The organism is Paenibacillus sp. NPDC057886 (genome assembly GCF_042796655.1).
Taxonomy (GTDB): Bacteria; Bacillota; Bacilli; order Paenibacillales; family Paenibacillaceae; genus Paenibacillus.
In genome coordinates this window covers 1,042,838-1,059,971 of sequence record NZ_JBHVMZ010000001.1, presented here as the reverse complement: position 1 = coordinate 1,059,971, position 17,134 = coordinate 1,042,838, and the positions used below count along the sequence as shown (strand labels likewise).

Here is a 17,134-nt window from a genome sequence, read left to right as displayed (position 1 = left end):
TCGCCTCTTCTTTCAATACAATTCACTATCTAAACAGCCTGTTAGGTCTACTTCCCCCGAGCATGGGAGAACACTGCATTACTCTTGGTTAATCAAAATGGACAAGGCACTTTTGGATTCGAGTTGGAAACTTAACAGTTCTTCTTCTCTTAGCTGAACCTGTACATTTCCTGTCTCTTCTCCGTCATTGAAAAGCACGACAGCAATCGAACCGTCCGTATTTTTGAAGGCTACGGATCGAATGGATGCCTCATTGGAGGAAGAGTCAATGCGTACCGCTTGGGGACGAATCAATGCACTGAAATGAGCCAGAGCATAATAGTCCAGTGTGTAAGTAAGCTCTTTCGTTTGCTGGTTGACCTTCACAATGCCGCGACACGTACTTTTCCCGAAGCCAGGAACAGTAGGGCCGTTGTTCTCATCCAGTGCCATATTCCAGAGCACAAAAGATTTGCTGTAATTGCGAAGAATCTCAATCCCTGTTCTGATCACATTGGAGAAGGCCTGTTCGAATGGTGGAATCCATTCTCCTCCTGATCCTTCGGTGAAATGTACCTCTTTCCCGGCAAAGGCTTCATACACCTTGGTTTGTGCTGAGGCTTCGCCTCCATACCAGTGCCAAGCGACTCCATCCACCTCTTCTGCCGCCTCTTCAAGCACGGTCAGGGGATAATCCGGACGATCCCAGTTGTGATCATAACAGAGGATTTTGGATTGAATGTCATTTCTGACCAAAGCCGGTTTGAGATGATTTTTGATAAAGTCGGCTTGTGCTTCGGCTGGCATCAACATGCCGGGATAATGACCTGGTTCATAAAGTGCCTCATTCTGTGGTGTTACTGCATGGATAGGCAATCCATGGGATGCGTAGGCTTGGATATACTTCACAAAGTAGTTCGCATATGCCGGATACCACTCATTCTTTAACTGACCTGTAATCATGGAGCCGCTTGTTTTCATCCAGCCCGGGGCGCTCCAAGGTGAAGCGAACAGCTTCAGTTCAGGATTCAGCTCCAGAGCCTTCTGAGTCAAAGGAATAACATCCGCTTCATCATGTGCGATGCTGAACCCGGAACATTCCGGGTCCGTTTGATTTTCTGGAAGATCATTGTAGCTATATACCGTTCTCGCGTAATCTGAAGCTCCCATCGGATTACGAATGACCGACAATCCGATACCTTCTTCGGGATGGAACAACCGGGTCATGACTTCAGCTCTCTGCTCTTCGTTTAATATCTGGTTGATCAGATAGGCAGATGAATCGGTAAAAGAAGCCCCAAAACCGTCCATCTCCTGATACGTTTGCTGATCATCCAGAAGGATTGTTGTTGTCTCCGTACCGGAGTCCTGCGGTTTTAATTGATCCTGGGATACGGATACAAACAATGCATCTTCTCCCGTAGATTTGTACATTTTGAATTTCGTCATATGATTTCCCTCCACATTCCTCTTATTGGATACCCAATTTCTCTTTATTCTGTTTCATTTTCTCACTGCGTACCTTCACGATGTCATCCCAACGGTTTCCACCTAAAAATGACTTGTAAGCGGCGAGCGCATTGTCAAAAGAGGCATCATCTTTGGCACGTACCATGCTTACCAGTGTTGAGTTCCACTTGGCGTTGATCGCCGACAACGCACGTGCTTCAGGTGTTCCTTGATTCGGACTAATATTCTCCAGAATGAAGTGTGGTTTCAGTTTTCCTTTGCCCCACTCTTGCATTTGTTTAATGGCTTCCGGGAAAGCATCCGCACTCAGTGCTTTGTGACGGTCATGGCCAAAGAACATGAATTCACCCATCCGGTATTCCTTCTTGAATTTGTCCGCATTATGCAGCTGCAGGTCTTTCACTGCTGGCAGCAGCTCAACCGTACCATCCGCATTCTTTTTATACGTCTCGCCTTCAATACCATAGTTCATCAGAAGCTGACCTTCTTCACTAAGCAGATACGTAAAGATTTGAATCGCTTTGGCCGGATCTTTGGCATCCTTGGAGATGAAGTTGATCATCCAGCCTGTAATACCGGATTGATTGAGTGTCGGTGCATTCCCCTTGGTGCTTTGTGGTCCATCAATGGCAACATACTCTTTGCCTTCATTGGCACTCAGATAAATTTGCAGATTTCCTCCCTGTTGAGGAGTACCATCCAGCAGCATCGTTGCATATTTTCCGGATTTCACTTTTTCCTCAAAGGCTGTACCATCATCAGCAAAGCTGTCATCACTGATATTTCCGTCTCTGTATACCTTATTTAAAGTCTTCAGCCATGTAAGATAATCTTCATCCTGATTGCGATCATAGAATTCTCCATTTTCAGTTTCAAGCGGCACGCCAATGAAGTCTTGCAGCGTGTCTCCGAGTGAACCTGTTCCTTCACCGATCGAGTTAAAACCAAATGGAATCAGCGTTGGGAACTTTTCCTTGATCTGTTTCATCACACTTTCGAATTCCTCTGGCGTTCCCATGACAGGACTTCCCAAAGCTTCGTACACATCTTTACGGATGATAAATGCCGTTTTGGCCGGGATGTTGCCACTATCATAATCCGCTTGCGTATTGGAGTAGTTTGGATAGCCATACGTCTTGCCATCAGCTAGCTGGAACCAGTTCAGAGTATCGGCAGCCGCGACTTTGTTGAAGTATGGATCATATTTCTCCGCAAGATCGTTCAGCGGCATAGCCCAAGTTTCGGCTTTTTGCACCACCGGAGAGTTGGAATCAAACACGGTCAGCATGTCAGGCATATCTCCACCGGCAAAGAACGTATTCAACTTCGTGTCATCACCTGTAATGAATTTGATATTGATGTTCAGATCTTCCTTAATCTTCTTGGTTACAATGTCTTTGCCGAAATCCGTGTTCCACCAGTCGGCATTAACATACCAAGTTAGGTCTGTTGCTTCTTCCTTTTTATCCAGCTGCCAAGCTGGTTTTTCCGGATCGACTGTATAGCGATCTTCAATGGAAACCCAGTTGCCTTCGCTCGAACCCCCTGATCCACTACTACAGCCTGTAATCATAATCACCGCTGTCAGCAATGCCGCGCACAGCTTAACTCCTTTTTTGCCTGCTGCCTTATTCATCTTGAACATATTGTTTCCTCCTTATAGTTAGGTGAGAAATATTGAATAGAGCGAACTTTCGAACAAGCTTAGATTCCTCTTACCCTTACTCCTTGACTGCTCCCAGCATCATACCCGAGATAAAGTATCTTTGAAGGATAGGATAGATCAGTATGATCGGCAGTGTAGTAATAACAATCGTAGCCAGTTGCACCCCTTTAGTTGTTGTTTCGATGACTGCTGAACCGCCGATATTTTGCATCGACTGCGTTTGGGACTGAACAATAATCTCATACAGCATCATCTGCAATGGATACAGCGACTGATCGGTAATGTACAACTTGGTTGTCATAAAGTCATTCCATTGCCCAACCCCATTGAACAATGCAATGGTTGCCATCGCTGGCATGGACAGCGGGATGAAGATTTTCAGGAAAATATGCCAATCCCCTGCACCATCGATTTTAGCTGACTCCTCCAGGGAATCCGGTACATTCCGGAAGAAATTCATCAGGATGACGACATCATAGAAGCTGAACAATGCCGGAATAATGTACACCCAGAAGCTGTTGAGCAGGCCAAGTGATTTGATCAATAAGTACGTTGGGATCATTCCGCCAGAGAAGAACATCGTGATAACCCCCATGGCTACGTACAGCTTACGGCCACGTATGTACTTTTTGCTCAGACCGTAACCGACCATAGCACAGAAGAACACATGTGTAACGACTCCGATTGTTGTTTTGGATACGGAGATGAAGAACGCTTGCCAGATGCTTGAATCGTTGAACACAGCTCTATAATTCTCCAGCGAGAACTCCGGTGACCAGAAGATGAACCCGCCTTCCGCCAAAGCCTTCCCCGAGCTAAAAGAAGAGATAATGACATTCCAGAGCGGAACCACAATAATGACAGTACAAATAGCGAGTAAAATAATATTTAAGGTATCAAAGATCCGACTATCGAGATCTTCTTTAGCCACCTTTCCATTCACACGGGATGCCTCCTTCTACAGCACAGATTGATTATCGTTTAATTTGCTTGTAATTTTGTTCGCGGTGACCAACAGAATAACGGACACGATCGAGACGCCCAGACCAACCGCGGTAGCATACGAAAAGTCACCCTGTGACATCCCCATACGATATACATACGAATTGATAACTTCTGCCTTGTCACGGTTTTGCGAGTTCATCAGAACGAGCGTCTGGTCCAGATTGGAACCAAGTAAACCGCTTACAGTAAGAATCAGATTAAGGCTAATGATCGACTTCATGTTGGGTAATGTGATATTCCAAATTTGTCTGAGACGGCTTGCACCATCAATTTTGGCTGCCTCGTAATACGTAGGATCAATCTTGGACATAATCGCCAAATACAGAATCGTTCCCCAGCCGGCCTCTTTCCAAATATCGGATAATACTGCAATCCACCAATACTTGCCTGCATCCAGCAAAATGTTTTGCGGTTGAGAGATCAGTCCCAAGCTAAGCAGCAGCTGATTAAACAAACCCGTTGTTGAAAACCAGGTGATAAGCATGCCGCCCAGTACAATCCAGGACAGAAAGTGAGGCAGATATGAAACCGTTTGCACAAACTTTTTGAAACGGCCGCTGTTTAATTCATAAATCATGATTGCCAGGATAATCGGAATGACGAACCCAATACCCAATTTCAAAAAGCTAATCCCCAGCGTATTCACTACGGCATCCCAGAAGTATTTGTCTGACATAATGATTCTGAAATTTTCCAGACCGACCCACGGTGCGCTAGAAAGCGTATCAATGACGGTGTAATTTTTGAATGCAATCGTCAATCCGTATATTGGAATGTAACAAAAAATAATCATAAAAATGATGCCGGGTATAATCATCGATTGAATTTCCCATTGTCTTCGATAATCGATGACGAACTCTTTCACTCTTTGTCCGATTGGCTTCCTTCCCCCCGGTCTTACAGGCTTTTTACCGGTTGACGATGTCTCTACGGCTAATTTACTCACGCTCTTTTGCTCCCCTCCAACTTAAGCATCTCTTCATAAAAACGTTTTTATTTTCCGGCAAAAAAACCCCCTAGTCTCAAATCAATAATTTAAAAAAAACCGGAAATGATTGAATCAGTTATGTTAAAAAATCACTCCGGTCCATCTTCACATGACTTGAACCCCGTATGATAAGTTCACCCGCCAGTTTCTGTGAAACCCCATGTTCCTTCTTCTTGATCATGCGAACCAAATGATTGATCGCCAGGATGCCCTGCCTTGCAATCTGGTTTCTTACGGTACTTAATGGTGGGGAAAAATATTGGGCAATATCAATATCATCGAAACCTACTACACTTACATCCTGAGGAACCTCAAAGCCATGAGACTTCAGGGCATGGATGCAGCCAATTGCGCTCACATCATTTCCTGCAAGAAAAGCATCAGGCAGCTTGGCAGGATGCAGATGAAGAAAAGATTTTACTGCACTGTAGGTGCCCTCTTCCTCAAAATATCCCTGTAAGATGTAATCATCATCCAGCGGAAGCTGGTACTCACGCAATGCAGCCAGATAACCATCTCTACGCTGATTACTGTCAAACATGGTGTCCACGCCGGAAATGTAGGCAATTTTCTTGTGTCCCAGTCCAATTAAATACTTGGTCGCTTCGTAACCCGCCACATAGGAGTCAAAAATGACGCTCCCCATCGTATCGCTCTGATAGACCCGATCCAGAAATACAGCCTTGATCTTGTCTTTCTCCATAGCGATTATATCCTGCTCATCAATCCGTAGTTCTTCGTAGATGATGACACCATCCACACGCCGTCCCAGAATATTACTCATAATGACCTGCTTATCCTTGGTCACAAACACATTCAGCCCGTAACCCAGACGATCGCATTCTCGAGACATGGATTCAACCAGTTTATAGAAATACGGACCCGACACACTTGTGGTGAAAAAGCCCAGCATCTTGGTTTGCCCGGATTTCAGCAGCTTGCCGTTCAGGTTGGGAACGTAGTTTAAACGCTCTGCCACCTTCAGGACATGCGATTTGGTCTCCGGATTCAAGACATCTACGCCGTTCAAGGCGTTGGAAACCGTAGAAATGGATACCCCGGCTTCCCTTGCAACATCTTTAATCGTAATCTTTCCCATAATTTTTTTGGTCCTTTGCTATAAAAACGTTTTTATATATTTTAAATTAGCATAAAACCGTTTTCAATACAACACTTTTTCTTTTAATTATTTTCAAGATTACCGTCACTGTGGTTGAGGCTGAAAAATATCGGCTCGAACGTATTCCTTCTGCTCCACCAACATAATCATTGTGTAGGGTCATCCCTTTCAGTCAGTTGGCGATTGTAGTTTAGACTATAGTTTATCATGAATGTCTAACTGTACAAATTTCGCGCTCGCCTAAACATTTTCTTTTCAAATACAGCCTATCTGCATTAAAATATAGTTGGAAGATCATCCCATATGAAAAGAGGTTATTGTATGAAAAAATCATTTCTTTTTCTGCTAACTGCCCTGATTGCTGTAATTTCCTTCTCCACGTATGCACCTGTATCTGATGCCTCTGGTGATATTGGCGTCAGCCTGCTATCGGATCGTCAAACAGGCACCGTAAAATAAGCGTTCGCACTCTTTCCAAAAAAAAGAATGTGCACAGAAAACAGCAGGCGACCAGTTCGGATAACATCCGGAGTTGATCGCCTGCTGTCATTGTCATGTTCTTTTCGACAATTCTTACTTCCAGTCTCTCTTGCGAAGATAGGATTCAAATACAAATGTTCCAAAAGGCAATAAGCCTGCTACCACTCCCATGAACCAGCGTGAAGCTTTCCATTTTTTCACAACTGCCAAATGCACAAGCGCAATCAGATATAACGGAAAAAGAATACCGTGAATCATGCCCATAATCGTTACCGGGGAAGACATATCGGCAAAATATTTTAACGGCATGGCTATAAAAATCAACAGCAGTAATGATACACCTTCCCATATGCCTGCAATTTTGAATCGACCTGTCACTGTCTTCATCCTGTTCAATCTCACCTTTCCAGCGGCTAGTTTGTGAAATATGTAACTTGTTACAAGATGTTTCAACTTGAAGCCACATAAGTCCGTAATTATGCAGCTTCTCTTGAAACTTCTTGTTCAGTATACCGCATAGTTCTGGTCCGGAAATGCTTCAATTTTGAATAATTAATGACTGAACTATCCGTGAGTGAGATGTTGAGTCTTAAATTCGAAAATCGCATCAACAGCGTAATGATACCCGCCTGATTTTCGAAAGGATTCCCTCATATTCGCAACAGCTTTCTCGAAAGAGGGAGCGTCTAACACATGATCCACAGCTTTACGCAGCTGATTGGCAGTCAAGGTTTGCATTTGTAAGCTAATGCCGGCTCCCCTGCTGACAACCTGTTCAGCGATGATCGGCTGGTCCGCGCTTTGAGGGAGTATAATTAAGGGAACCCCGAAATAAAAACCTTCATTGGTACTGTTCATCCCGCCGTGTGTGATAAATAATTTAGCGGACTGCAATACATCCATTTGTGGAACATAACGTTTAACGATGAAATTTCCTGGAATTGCTCCCAGATCCGTAATTTGTGTTCTATTCCCAACAGACATGACAATTGTATAATCGGTATTCCCCAATGCTTCCAAGCAAAGCTTATAGAAATCAAGAGCTTGGTTAAAAATCGTACCCAGTGAAATGTAAATAAGTGTTTTCCCTTTAATTGCTGCCAGGTCAAAGTCTTCATGCGTTAATCGCGAAAAGATGGACGGTCCTACAAATTGGTACGTGTGGTCGAATACTTCTCCATTTGGCTGGAATTCCCTTGTAGTATAGACGATGGTAAGCGGCGCGGGATTGCAAAATACCTCGTAGGGAGAAGGAATCTCTACATTATATTTTTCCTGTAACCTTGTCGTCAGACTATGGAATGTATCGTTTATAGGTTGGACGATTTCGGCAGGAACATTTAAGAAAAATTGTTGCATCAAATGATTGAATGATTCTTCGGTCTGTGCAAAAGAAGTACACGAATTAATTGCAGGAAGATTCAGAATTTGTGCAAGCAAGCGTCCGCAGCCAAACATGGAATCATGGATGATGTAGTCAAAATGTTCACCCTTGATCTGTTCAAGCACGCTCGGAATGACGATATCTGCCGTAAGCAAAAGACCGTTGACACGTTCAAGCAAATAATCTCTGCCACCTGAGACAAAGGCTTTAATGAATTTTTGATCGTCAAAGGTTCGGACTATAGCACCCGTCTTCACCATTCGTTCCCGATACGCTTCTATAGTGAAGTACACGACCTCTTCCCCGCGTGAAATAAGCTCCTGCACAACGCCAATGGTTGGATTGACATGTCCTTCTGATCCACCGTTAATAAATAAAACACGTGCCATAGCTATCCCTCCTTTGTTATGCTTCCGTTCTCTATCTGTTGTAAAAATTCATAGGCAATGATGTGTGTTTCCCTCCAAAAAAATTTAGGTAGTTGCACGTTCTATCAGTTGAAATTCCAGTTGCTGAGGCTGTAGCTCCTGCTTGCCAAGGACAGCCCATAATCGATGAAAGGCCTGTGTAGCCTGTTCTGCAATCGGATTATGTATGGTGGTTATTCCAAGAACACGGGACAGCTCAATATCATCGAAGCCAACAATGGCGAGTTGTTCAGGAATCTGTATATTCTGTTTGCGTGCTTCGGACCAAATCCCGATTGCTGCATAATCATTCGAACATAACACCGCTTGAGGAAGTTCTGGCCCACTTGCCATTCTTCGCATCGCTTCTTCTCCATCAGATGAGCTGAATACCGAATATTGATAGGCTTCACGCAATACAGGCAGACCCTTATCTGCCATAAAGGATTCATAGGCTTCCCGCCGGCTCTGGGTATTCAGACTTTCTGCTCTGCCAAAGGCATTCGCAATGCATGTATAGCCTTTGGACACCAGATGCTCTAGAGCCAGCCTGTAGCCTTGTGCCTGATCCATAGCCACTGACGGAATTTCGTCATTCCCCATCCTCTGCCAGGATACAATCGGACCATACTCGCAATAGGCTTTCAGTTTGTCGGGATGATTGACACAGGTCATAATCACCAGTCCATCCACCCGTTTACTCCGCAGATCCTCGAACGCCTGCAATTCAATTTCCTTATCTCCACGCGAAGTATAGATCAGGGTCTGAAATCCATAATCCATCGCGGTATCAATGAATTGATTCATGAACGTAAGAATAATCTCGTTGGTTGCGGATGTGACAATCCCAATCTGCTTGGTCTGTCCGGTGGATAACGAAACGGCATTTCGATTCGGTATATAGTTTAGCTGTTTCATGATTTCCGTTATTTTCTGGCGAGCCTCGTCGCTCACATGTCGTGAATGATTAATTACTCTGGACACCGTGGCCTTCGAGTAGCCGGACTGCTTCATAATTTCATCGAACTTGGACACATGAAGTCTCCTTTCTTGCTGACTATCTATAATGATTTACAGTTTGCCTCAAAATAAATAAAAAGTAAAACTTGACGTGTAACCCGTTCCAACGTTTAAGCTTTTTTTATGCAGTGCTGCTGTATGTAACATCCACAACGAATTCATAACGATTGGAGCGATACCCATGAGTCAATCTCAACATCCATCATTTCAATTCCCCGAAAACTTCCTGTGGGGTGGTGCCATTGCCGCCAACCAGGCCGAAGGCGCATATAATCTAGGTGGCAAAGGTTTGTCCACTCAGGATGTAGCTCCCAAAGGTATCATGGGTCCCATTACGGAAGAACCGACTGAAGATAACATGAAACTGATCGGGATAGACCTGTATCATCGTTATAAAGAGGACGTCAAGTTATTCGCCGAGATGGGATTCAAGGTGTTCCGTACTTCCATCGCCTGGTCACGTATCTTCCCTAAGGGAGATGAACTGGAACCCAATGAAGAAGGTCTTCAATTCTATGATGATCTCTTTGACGAGTGTCTTAAATACGGGATCGAACCACTGGTCACTCTTTCACACTACGAGACACCTCTGCATCTCTCCAAGGAATATGATGGCTGGGTCAATCGGAAGATGATTGGATTCTATGAGCGTTATGTGACTACCGTGTTCAAACGCTATCAAAATAAAGTGAAGTACTGGCTCACGTTCAACGAAATCAATTCGATTCTGGAAGCACCTTTTATGAGTGGTGGCATCTACACACCAAAAGAGAAATTGAGCAAACAGGATCTTTATCAGGCGATACACCATGAATTTGTAGCCAGCGCTTCTGCTGTGAAACTCTGTCATGAGATCATTCCAGGTGCGCAGATTGGTTGTATGATGCTCAGTATGCCGACCTATCCGCTAACACCGAATCCCGATGACATGATTAAAGTGATGGAATTCGAACATAGCAATTATTTCTTCGGAGATGTGCATGTGAGAGGCCGCTATCCAGGATACATGAAACGTTTCTTCCGGGAAAATGGAATCCAGATTCAGATGGAAGATGGTGACGAAGACATGCTGCTCCATACTGTCGACTTCATTTCTTTCAGCTATTACATGAGTATCTGCCAAACGTCTGATCCGGATAAACAAGTTGCGGGCGAAGGTAACCTGCTTGGCGGTATACCTAACCCTTACTTGCCTGCAAGTGAGTGGGGATGGCAGATCGATCCGCAAGGACTGCGCTATGTGCTCAACATGTTCTATGACCGTTATCAGAAACCACTCTTTATTGTGGAAAACGGACTGGGCGCTGTGGACGAGCTTATTACCGGACCTGATGGTGAAAAGACTGTTGAAGATAACTATCGCATTCAGTATTTGAATGATCATCTTGTTCAAGTCGCGGAAGCTATTGAAGACGGCGTTGAAGTTATGGGATATACGTCTTGGGGATGTATTGATGTGGTCAGTGCTTCGTCAGCACAATTGAAGAAGCGTTATGGTTACATCTATGTTGATCGCCATGACGATGGTTCAGGAACACTCGATCGGTATCGCAAAAAGTCGTTCCACTGGTACAAAGATGTCATCGGCAGTAACGGCCAAAGCCTGAAACGTTAAGGAATGGATACACCTGTAGCAGGTGCATTCCTGCTCTTCCCCAGCAGAAAACAAGGACATGCATTGGTATACGATGTAATGTTGCACTGTTTTCTGCTGGGGGATTTTTATTCATATAGTGAGTTCCAGTAATCAATTAAATTGGACAAGGGCCGGTTCCAACGCTTTCAACGTTAACCATCGCATCCCTGCTTCAAAATCATCCCGGAAAGAATCGATCAGAATGACGTCAGGATAAGATGGCATTGAGAGCTCCGCTTGATTCATCTGCCATGCTTGAACAACTGAATCTTTATCAATCATATTTTGGTAAATTACAACTTTATCTGGTGCAAGAATCGCATTTACCGTTTGAATCATTTTGCATACCGTTTCAATAAACAGTTCCTTTTCCACTAAGCTATACCAATCAACCCCCATAGGAAGGTATTTCACTTCCCCCGCCATGCCAAGTTTACCTTTGATCACTTTACCATCCAGATAAATACCCATGCCTGGCGGGTAATGGGTTGGAAAATAGATTCCGATGACACAATGTTCTTCGTCTAACTCTTGCTTTGCGCAGTATCCGCTAATTGCAGCATTCACATCATTTTCCACCATGACTGGTAATCCAAACTGCGCTTCAAGATCTTCAATCATACGTATACCTTTCAGCTGCTGGTGACTGCTCACTGTAATTTCCCCATTCACGGTTTGCCCAGGAATACCGATACCGATCACTTTAATGGAAGCATGCTGAGTCAGCACGTTCCCTATGATCTCATAGAACTGTTTCTGATCAAACGTGGGCATCGTATATTCTTCTCTGAACACCATGTGATCCTCTAGGTTAATGACGGTGGCCGTAATCAGATCCTGCCCCTGCTTTTCGTTGATATACATGACCAAAGCCAAGCTGAAATCGTAATTATATCGATAAGTTAATGCAGGTCTGCCCCCGTTGGAAGGCACTGTCTCGTCCTCAAACAATTCACCCAGATCACATAACTCTTTTACCAGTGAATTGACGGTTACTACACTGAGCTTGGTCAAGGAGGCCAGTTGTGGCTTGGTTGCTGTTTCCACCCGTTTCATAACCTGGCGTACATGGTTTATATTAATTTCTTTCATCAGATACGCGTTCGCTATTTTCATAAGCACCCCTACTCCGTAGTTTCTTCTCCAATGTAGTAACTATACAATATCTCCAAAGGGTTTAAAAACACCCGATGAAAAACATCGGGTATTCTGAGGGTTGCTATACACTTGGTGATTAGCTTCTTCTATATTTCGTTTTGTCTGCTTCCGTTATTTTGCGAATAACTCTGCATGGATTACCCGCAGCGATTACATCAGAAGGAATGTCTCTGGTGACTACACTTCCTGCCCCGATAATTGTATTATCTCCAATAGTCACACCCGCAAGAACAGTTACACCGCCACCGATCCAAACATTATTGCCCACTGTGATGGCACCTACAATTTCAAGACCTTCGTTACGTTGTTCCACATCATAAGGATGACCGGCAGTGTAGAATCCACAGTTTGGAGCAACAAAAACGTTGTCTCCAAAACTAATTTTGGCTCCATCCAGCATAACCATATTATGATTGCTATAGAAGTTCTCACCAATTTCAATGTTATAGCCGTAATCACATACAAAAGGCTGCTCGATCAGGAAACGATCCGTCGTTTTTCCAAGCAGCTTTTTAAGCAACGCTTCTCTCTCGGTGATCTTACCTGGATGAAGCTGATTATACTCGTAACAAAGTCCCTTCGCGTACAAACGTTCATCAATCAATTCTTTGTCATAATTCGCATTATACAGTAGTCCCAGTTGTGATTTCTCTTTTTCTGTCATGAATTCCTGTGCCTCCAACTCTTCTGTCCAAAATGAATGATTTAAAGCTCTATCTCTCTAATAATTCTAGCAGGATTCCCACCAACAATCATGTTATCCGGGATATCTTTTGTGACTACGGCACCGGAAGCAATAACGACATTGTTCCCGATGGTGACTCCTGGATTAATGACTGCCCTGCCTCCGATCCATACATTATTTCCGATGGTTACTGGCTTTCCATACTCTGCACCTGTTATCCGTTCGAACGGATTCAAGGGATGAGTAGCGGTATATATGTGAACGTCAGGTCCCATTAAACAGTTGTCTCCAATACGTACTTCACATACGTCGAGTATCGTACAGTTAAAATTGGTATAGAAATGTTCTCCAACATGAATGTTGTATCCATAGTCAAAATGAATATTTGGTTCCATGCTCAGGTGTTCACCCGTTGAACCCAACAACTCTTTCAATACCTTTGTACGGAGCTCGCCATCTGTTTCTGTGGTCTGATTGTACATACGTGTCATTCTTCTTGCATATTCCCTGTCTTGAGACAATTGGGGATCGGAAGCCAAGTACAGCTCACCATCGATCATTTTTTGTTTTTCCGATTTTGTTTTGATATTGCTCATGATTGTTTCCCCTTTTCGTCTATATTAATGATTGAACTAATAAATTAAGATACTTTATAAAGCTATAATAATTATATGGGATAACCTAAATAAATCAAGTTCTTTTACATATTGAATGCAGAGATATTATGCCTATTGTTATTAAAAAACCTCTGCGATCCAATAAATTATTGGATCGCAGAGGTTTATTGAAGTAAAACAATGTAGAGCAGTTTGCATAGACAACTTTTAAACTAAAGTATTATCCAACCGCCTGAACAGTTTGCTCCTTGCGACTAATTGCATAAACGGCTGACACCAGACCCATCAAAATCAGAACAGAACCAACCCATCCTGTATACATAATGGACGAATGATCGATAACCACCCCGCCAATATAGGTTCCCAGAGCAATACCGGCATGTGCAATCCCTGAATTGGTACTAATTAATGTTTCTGCGGTTGCCGGTGAGGTTCTGATAATCAGACTATTCTGTACGGGAGTAACTGTCCAGCTTAGCGCACTCCAGATACTTAGCAGGATCAAGAATGCAATCAAAGGCAAGCCGATACTAAATGGAATAACTGCCATGCTCACGATAAAAGGAATCAGCACAATGACAATGGCTTTGGCCGGATGCAAACGATCTGATAATATGCCGCCGATTCCGCCCCCTGCTACAGCAGCGATACCAAACATCATATAAATAAAGGTGACCATCGTTGAGCTGGCTCCCAGCGCTTCCTGGAGAAATGGTGTGAAATACGCATATAACGTCAAATGACCTGCGAGCACAAGTAATGTTGTAACATGGATCGCCAGCATTTTCGGATTCCACAGAGCAGCAAGCTGCTTCTTCAAGGATACTGCCGGAATGGGCTGCACACGATCCATGGCAATGCCAATGGCAACCATGACCACTGCAGTCAAAATCGCGATCAACATAAACACTTCACGCCATCCCGCGAGGTTACCGACGAAGATTCCAATCGGTACACCCAAAATTAGTGATGCACTTCCTCCCATCGTGATTATCCCCACGGCACGGCCTTTATACTGAGGTTCCACAATACGAGCTGCGAGCGTCAGTGACAGAACAAAAATCAATGAGCCCGTTGCGGCCCCTAGTGCTCTGCCTGCCAAAAGCATATAGAAGTTGGCACTAAATGCAGAGATCAGATTGCTGATTAGAAAAACGAATAAAGTGCACATATATACTTTTTTACGTTCGAATCTGGCCGTCATATTTAACAAAATAGGCGCAGATAGCGCATAGACAAGTGAGAAGATGGAAATTAAATACCCGGCTTTTGCCAAAGTCAGATGAAGATCTGTTGCAATCAAGTCCAGAATGCCGCCTAAAATGAGTTCTACGGTACCCACTACAAATGCCGCGATTGCCAGGACATATACTTTTTTATTCATTTTTTTGAAGCCTCCTCGAAAGTTACAACTACGATAGTAACCCAACTGCGAGAAGATTTCAATACAAAAAAGCTATTCTCAGAAAGAATAGCTTTGGAACCATCGTTTTAATAAATTAATCGTGCCAGCAGACGTGCAATTTCTTCGTCCTGAAGCAGCTGGTCACCGAATTTTTTGGTAATTTGAGTAAGCGCGACGTCATGATAGAAATAATCCGTTAATGCTTTAACAATGGGTTTGGACGTTGTCTTGATGGCCTTCCATGAGTCATGCTCAATACCTGCAAACAAAAGATAGCCATGGTCAACAATGATTAGCTGTGAGGGCTCAAGCTTACTGTCCTCCAGCATCGGGATTAACGAATACTTATGGGTTAGAGACGTTTGCAATCCCCCTACAGCCAGGACCTCCACATGTACACCTTCAGCCTCTTTTCTCTCCAGAAGCTCCCGGTATTTCTCCATTTGCTCGTTCCACGCCAGAAAAAGGATAGATGAATCCGCTTCGTCAATAAGCTGTTCTATATTCGATGCAATAGATGATGCATCCTTCAATGTCCAGATATGTTCATCTGTAAATGTACGTTTGATTTTATATGTCTTTAATTCCTCAATATCCTTCTCAAAGTCGGCCCTTATTTTGAGGATAATGGACTGAAGATCAACCGCCATGTATAATTTTTTCTTCCCATGCATGGTTGTTAGGACCGTTCCCTTATCAATAAGCCGATTAAGCACTTCGTATATCTTGGCCTTGGGTACATTGGAGTAATTAACAATGGATGTGGCATCAAGCGGTGCATCCTGCGCAAATATGGCCTCATACACCTGACTTTCATATTGTGTAAAACCGAATTTCTGCAACATGGTTCGATTCGGGCTCCTTCTTGTTTTGTATCGTTCTATACAGTTTAGACGCCTGAACTTCCCATGTCCAGTTATCCCACCGTTCCTTCGTCCTAATTGAATCGTGATCTTACGTCTGAACGGAGTATGCAAATATAATGACCTTCCAATGGTTATATTAAGATTCAGGCTACACATTTTGATTTTTTGAAGGAGGTGTGCTTAAACGTGGAAAGCACCCATGATTTTGTAAAAAAAGTAAACGAGAACGCCGAAAAAGCACGTCATAACAAAAACAATGGTAAAGGTACGCCAACGGATAAACTGCCATCGAAGCAGCATAACACCAATAAGTAAGCTTATCATGGCATGCAATCAAGTTAAGGGAATACTGCTCATTTTTTTCTTTCAGCAAGAAAAGGACCTCTGGAGGGAGATCCTTTTCTTGCTATTCGTGATTTGGCCGTTCAACAGCATTCCGATTTGTTTCGTTCACTCCTTTGGAGCCTGCAACCTCGGAAAAACGAACAAACAGCGGTGTTTTCACACGGGGATCCTGAAGAAAATGCGCCATCGTTAACTCTTCAAGTGACTCATATAACTCAAATTCACCGTAGGCTCAATTGCTATCATCCGATATTTTAACCCCTTCGTTGGAAGACATTTCTTTTCCGTTATTATCCCGAAGAAAGGCATTTCGCTGCTCAATCTTTTTGTTCTCATCCGTGGGTTCCTTGCTCATCACAATCACCTTCAACATTATATGTATGGCACTGGAAGTACACGTATGATTGCCTGATATACCAATACTTCGATCTGAATCATGTGTGTGAATTACAAATACGAATAACATGAGCTTTGCCATGAGGCATAGTTGGGGATTGTCCCATTTATTAAATATCGCGTCTTCTGTCTAGCACCTTCTTCATCTGCTTTTCATTTACTATAAAGAATCTAATAGAAAAGAGATGATGAGGATGGCTAGTGTAAAAGCTGTTCCACAACCGGATTTGGTATTGATCTATTGGTCCAGAAATCCGCTCGTTCCCGGTTCTCCGCGCAGAATCAAAAGTGTGCGTGTGATTGGGAACACGTTCCCTTGTACGTTCACCCTGGTTCCTGGTGCACTATTGATCAATGCCTTAAACTGCTTGTTGGACAATGATATTGGTTTTAAAGTGGTCTATAGCAAAAAAACATCGAACATCAGTGGCGTTTTATTGTTGAAACGCAGATCATAAACGAACAAACAGGCGCCCTCCTCCAATAAGGAAGTGCACCTGTTTGTTA

General features: G+C 43.5%; 17 protein-coding genes and 1 pseudogene. 4 read left to right on the top strand and 14 right to left on the bottom strand.

The window, feature by feature from the left end; all coding sequences use genetic code 11:
• Positions 1–78: 78 nt before the first annotated feature.
• The 5 genes from ACFVQB_RS04750 to ACFVQB_RS04730 all read right to left on the bottom strand — a co-directional run bounded on the left by ACFVQB_RS04750 (position 79) and on the right by ACFVQB_RS04730 (position 6,207).
• Positions 79–1,428 (bottom strand): glycoside hydrolase family 30 protein, encoded by a 1,350-nt coding sequence (locus ACFVQB_RS04750; protein WP_379435236.1) that lies wholly within the window; start codon positions 1,426–1,428, stop codon positions 79–81.
• Positions 1,429–1,450: 22 nt separating this feature from the next.
• Complete coding sequence (locus ACFVQB_RS04745; RefSeq protein WP_379435235.1) at positions 1,451–3,094, bottom strand: type 2 periplasmic-binding domain-containing protein; 1,644 nt, start codon at positions 3,092–3,094, stop codon at positions 1,451–1,453.
• A 76-nt stretch (positions 3,095–3,170) separates the two neighbouring features.
• Complete coding sequence (locus ACFVQB_RS04740) at positions 3,171–4,058, bottom strand: carbohydrate ABC transporter permease (protein WP_379435234.1); 888 nt, start codon at positions 4,056–4,058, stop codon at positions 3,171–3,173.
• Positions 4,059–4,073: 15 nt separating this feature from the next.
• On the bottom strand, positions 4,074–5,066 hold the full coding sequence (locus ACFVQB_RS04735) for an ABC transporter permease (RefSeq protein ID WP_379435233.1): 993 nt from the start codon (positions 5,064–5,066) through the stop codon (positions 4,074–4,076).
• Positions 5,067–5,184: 118 nt separating this feature from the next.
• Positions 5,185–6,207: a LacI family DNA-binding transcriptional regulator gene (locus tag ACFVQB_RS04730; RefSeq protein WP_379435232.1), complete on the bottom strand. Its 1,023-nt coding sequence runs from the start codon at positions 6,205–6,207 to the stop codon at positions 5,185–5,187.
• Between the two features lie 342 nt (positions 6,208–6,549).
• Here ACFVQB_RS04730 and ACFVQB_RS04725 point away from each other — a divergent pair, with 342 nt between their 5' ends.
• Complete coding sequence (locus tag ACFVQB_RS04725) at positions 6,550–6,687, top strand: hypothetical protein (protein WP_379435231.1); 138 nt, start codon at positions 6,550–6,552, stop codon at positions 6,685–6,687.
• A 114-nt stretch (positions 6,688–6,801) separates the two neighbouring features.
• On the opposite strand, the gene ACFVQB_RS04720 is transcribed toward ACFVQB_RS04725, so the two are convergent.
• From ACFVQB_RS04720 to ACFVQB_RS04710, 3 genes are all read right to left on the bottom strand, one after another.
• Positions 6,802–7,095, bottom strand: coding sequence for a DUF3817 domain-containing protein (locus tag ACFVQB_RS04720; protein ID WP_379435230.1), 294 nt, complete (start codon positions 7,093–7,095; stop codon positions 6,802–6,804).
• Between the two features lie 177 nt (positions 7,096–7,272).
• The gene (locus tag ACFVQB_RS04715; protein WP_379435229.1) at positions 7,273–8,481 is read right to left on the bottom strand and encodes a macrolide family glycosyltransferase; all 1,209 of its coding nucleotides are present in this window, start codon (positions 8,479–8,481) and stop codon (positions 7,273–7,275) included.
• Between the two features lie 84 nt (positions 8,482–8,565).
• Entirely contained in the window at positions 8,566–9,534 is a 969-nt protein-coding gene (locus ACFVQB_RS04710) for a LacI family DNA-binding transcriptional regulator (protein ID WP_379435228.1), read from the bottom strand.
• Positions 9,535–9,700: 166 nt separating this feature from the next.
• Between ACFVQB_RS04710 and ACFVQB_RS04705 the strand changes: the two genes are divergently transcribed.
• A complete protein-coding gene (locus ACFVQB_RS04705) occupies positions 9,701–11,134 on the top strand; it encodes a glycoside hydrolase family 1 protein (RefSeq protein ID WP_379435227.1) in 1,434 nt (477 codons plus the stop codon).
• A gap of 132 nt (positions 11,135–11,266) precedes the next feature.
• Here the strand turns inward: ACFVQB_RS04705 and ACFVQB_RS04700 are convergent, their stop codons facing one another.
• The 5 genes from ACFVQB_RS04700 to ACFVQB_RS04680 all read right to left on the bottom strand — a co-directional run bounded on the left by ACFVQB_RS04700 (position 11,267) and on the right by ACFVQB_RS04680 (position 15,865).
• Complete coding sequence (locus ACFVQB_RS04700) at positions 11,267–12,271, bottom strand: ROK family protein (RefSeq protein WP_379435226.1); 1,005 nt, start codon at positions 12,269–12,271, stop codon at positions 11,267–11,269.
• A gap of 118 nt (positions 12,272–12,389) precedes the next feature.
• Positions 12,390–12,977, bottom strand: coding sequence for a sugar O-acetyltransferase (locus ACFVQB_RS04695; RefSeq protein WP_379435225.1), 588 nt, complete (start codon positions 12,975–12,977; stop codon positions 12,390–12,392).
• Between the two features lie 41 nt (positions 12,978–13,018).
• Positions 13,019–13,594 (bottom strand): sugar O-acetyltransferase, encoded by a 576-nt coding sequence (locus ACFVQB_RS04690; RefSeq protein ID WP_379435224.1) that lies wholly within the window; start codon positions 13,592–13,594, stop codon positions 13,019–13,021.
• 241 nt (positions 13,595–13,835) lie between these two features.
• Entirely contained in the window at positions 13,836–14,999 is a 1,164-nt protein-coding gene (locus ACFVQB_RS04685; RefSeq protein WP_379435223.1) for an MFS transporter, read from the bottom strand.
• 107 nt (positions 15,000–15,106) lie between these two features.
• On the bottom strand, positions 15,107–15,865 hold the full coding sequence (locus ACFVQB_RS04680) for a TrmB family transcriptional regulator (protein ID WP_379435222.1): 759 nt from the start codon (positions 15,863–15,865) through the stop codon (positions 15,107–15,109).
• Positions 15,866–16,072: 207 nt separating this feature from the next.
• Here ACFVQB_RS04680 and ACFVQB_RS04675 point away from each other — a divergent pair, with 207 nt between their 5' ends.
• Positions 16,073–16,201, top strand: coding sequence for a DUF4023 family protein (locus ACFVQB_RS04675; protein ID WP_379435221.1), 129 nt, complete (start codon positions 16,073–16,075; stop codon positions 16,199–16,201).
• A gap of 118 nt (positions 16,202–16,319) precedes the next feature.
• Here the strand turns inward: ACFVQB_RS04675 and ACFVQB_RS04670 are convergent.
• Positions 16,320–16,586, bottom strand: a pseudogene (locus tag ACFVQB_RS04670) (catalase); the annotation flags it as partial.
• Positions 16,587–16,821: 235 nt separating this feature from the next.
• Between ACFVQB_RS04670 and ACFVQB_RS04665 the strand changes: the two are divergent.
• Positions 16,822–17,085 (top strand): hypothetical protein, encoded by a 264-nt coding sequence (locus ACFVQB_RS04665; protein ID WP_379435220.1) that lies wholly within the window; start codon positions 16,822–16,824, stop codon positions 17,083–17,085.
• The last annotated feature ends 49 nt before the right edge of the window (positions 17,086–17,134 follow it).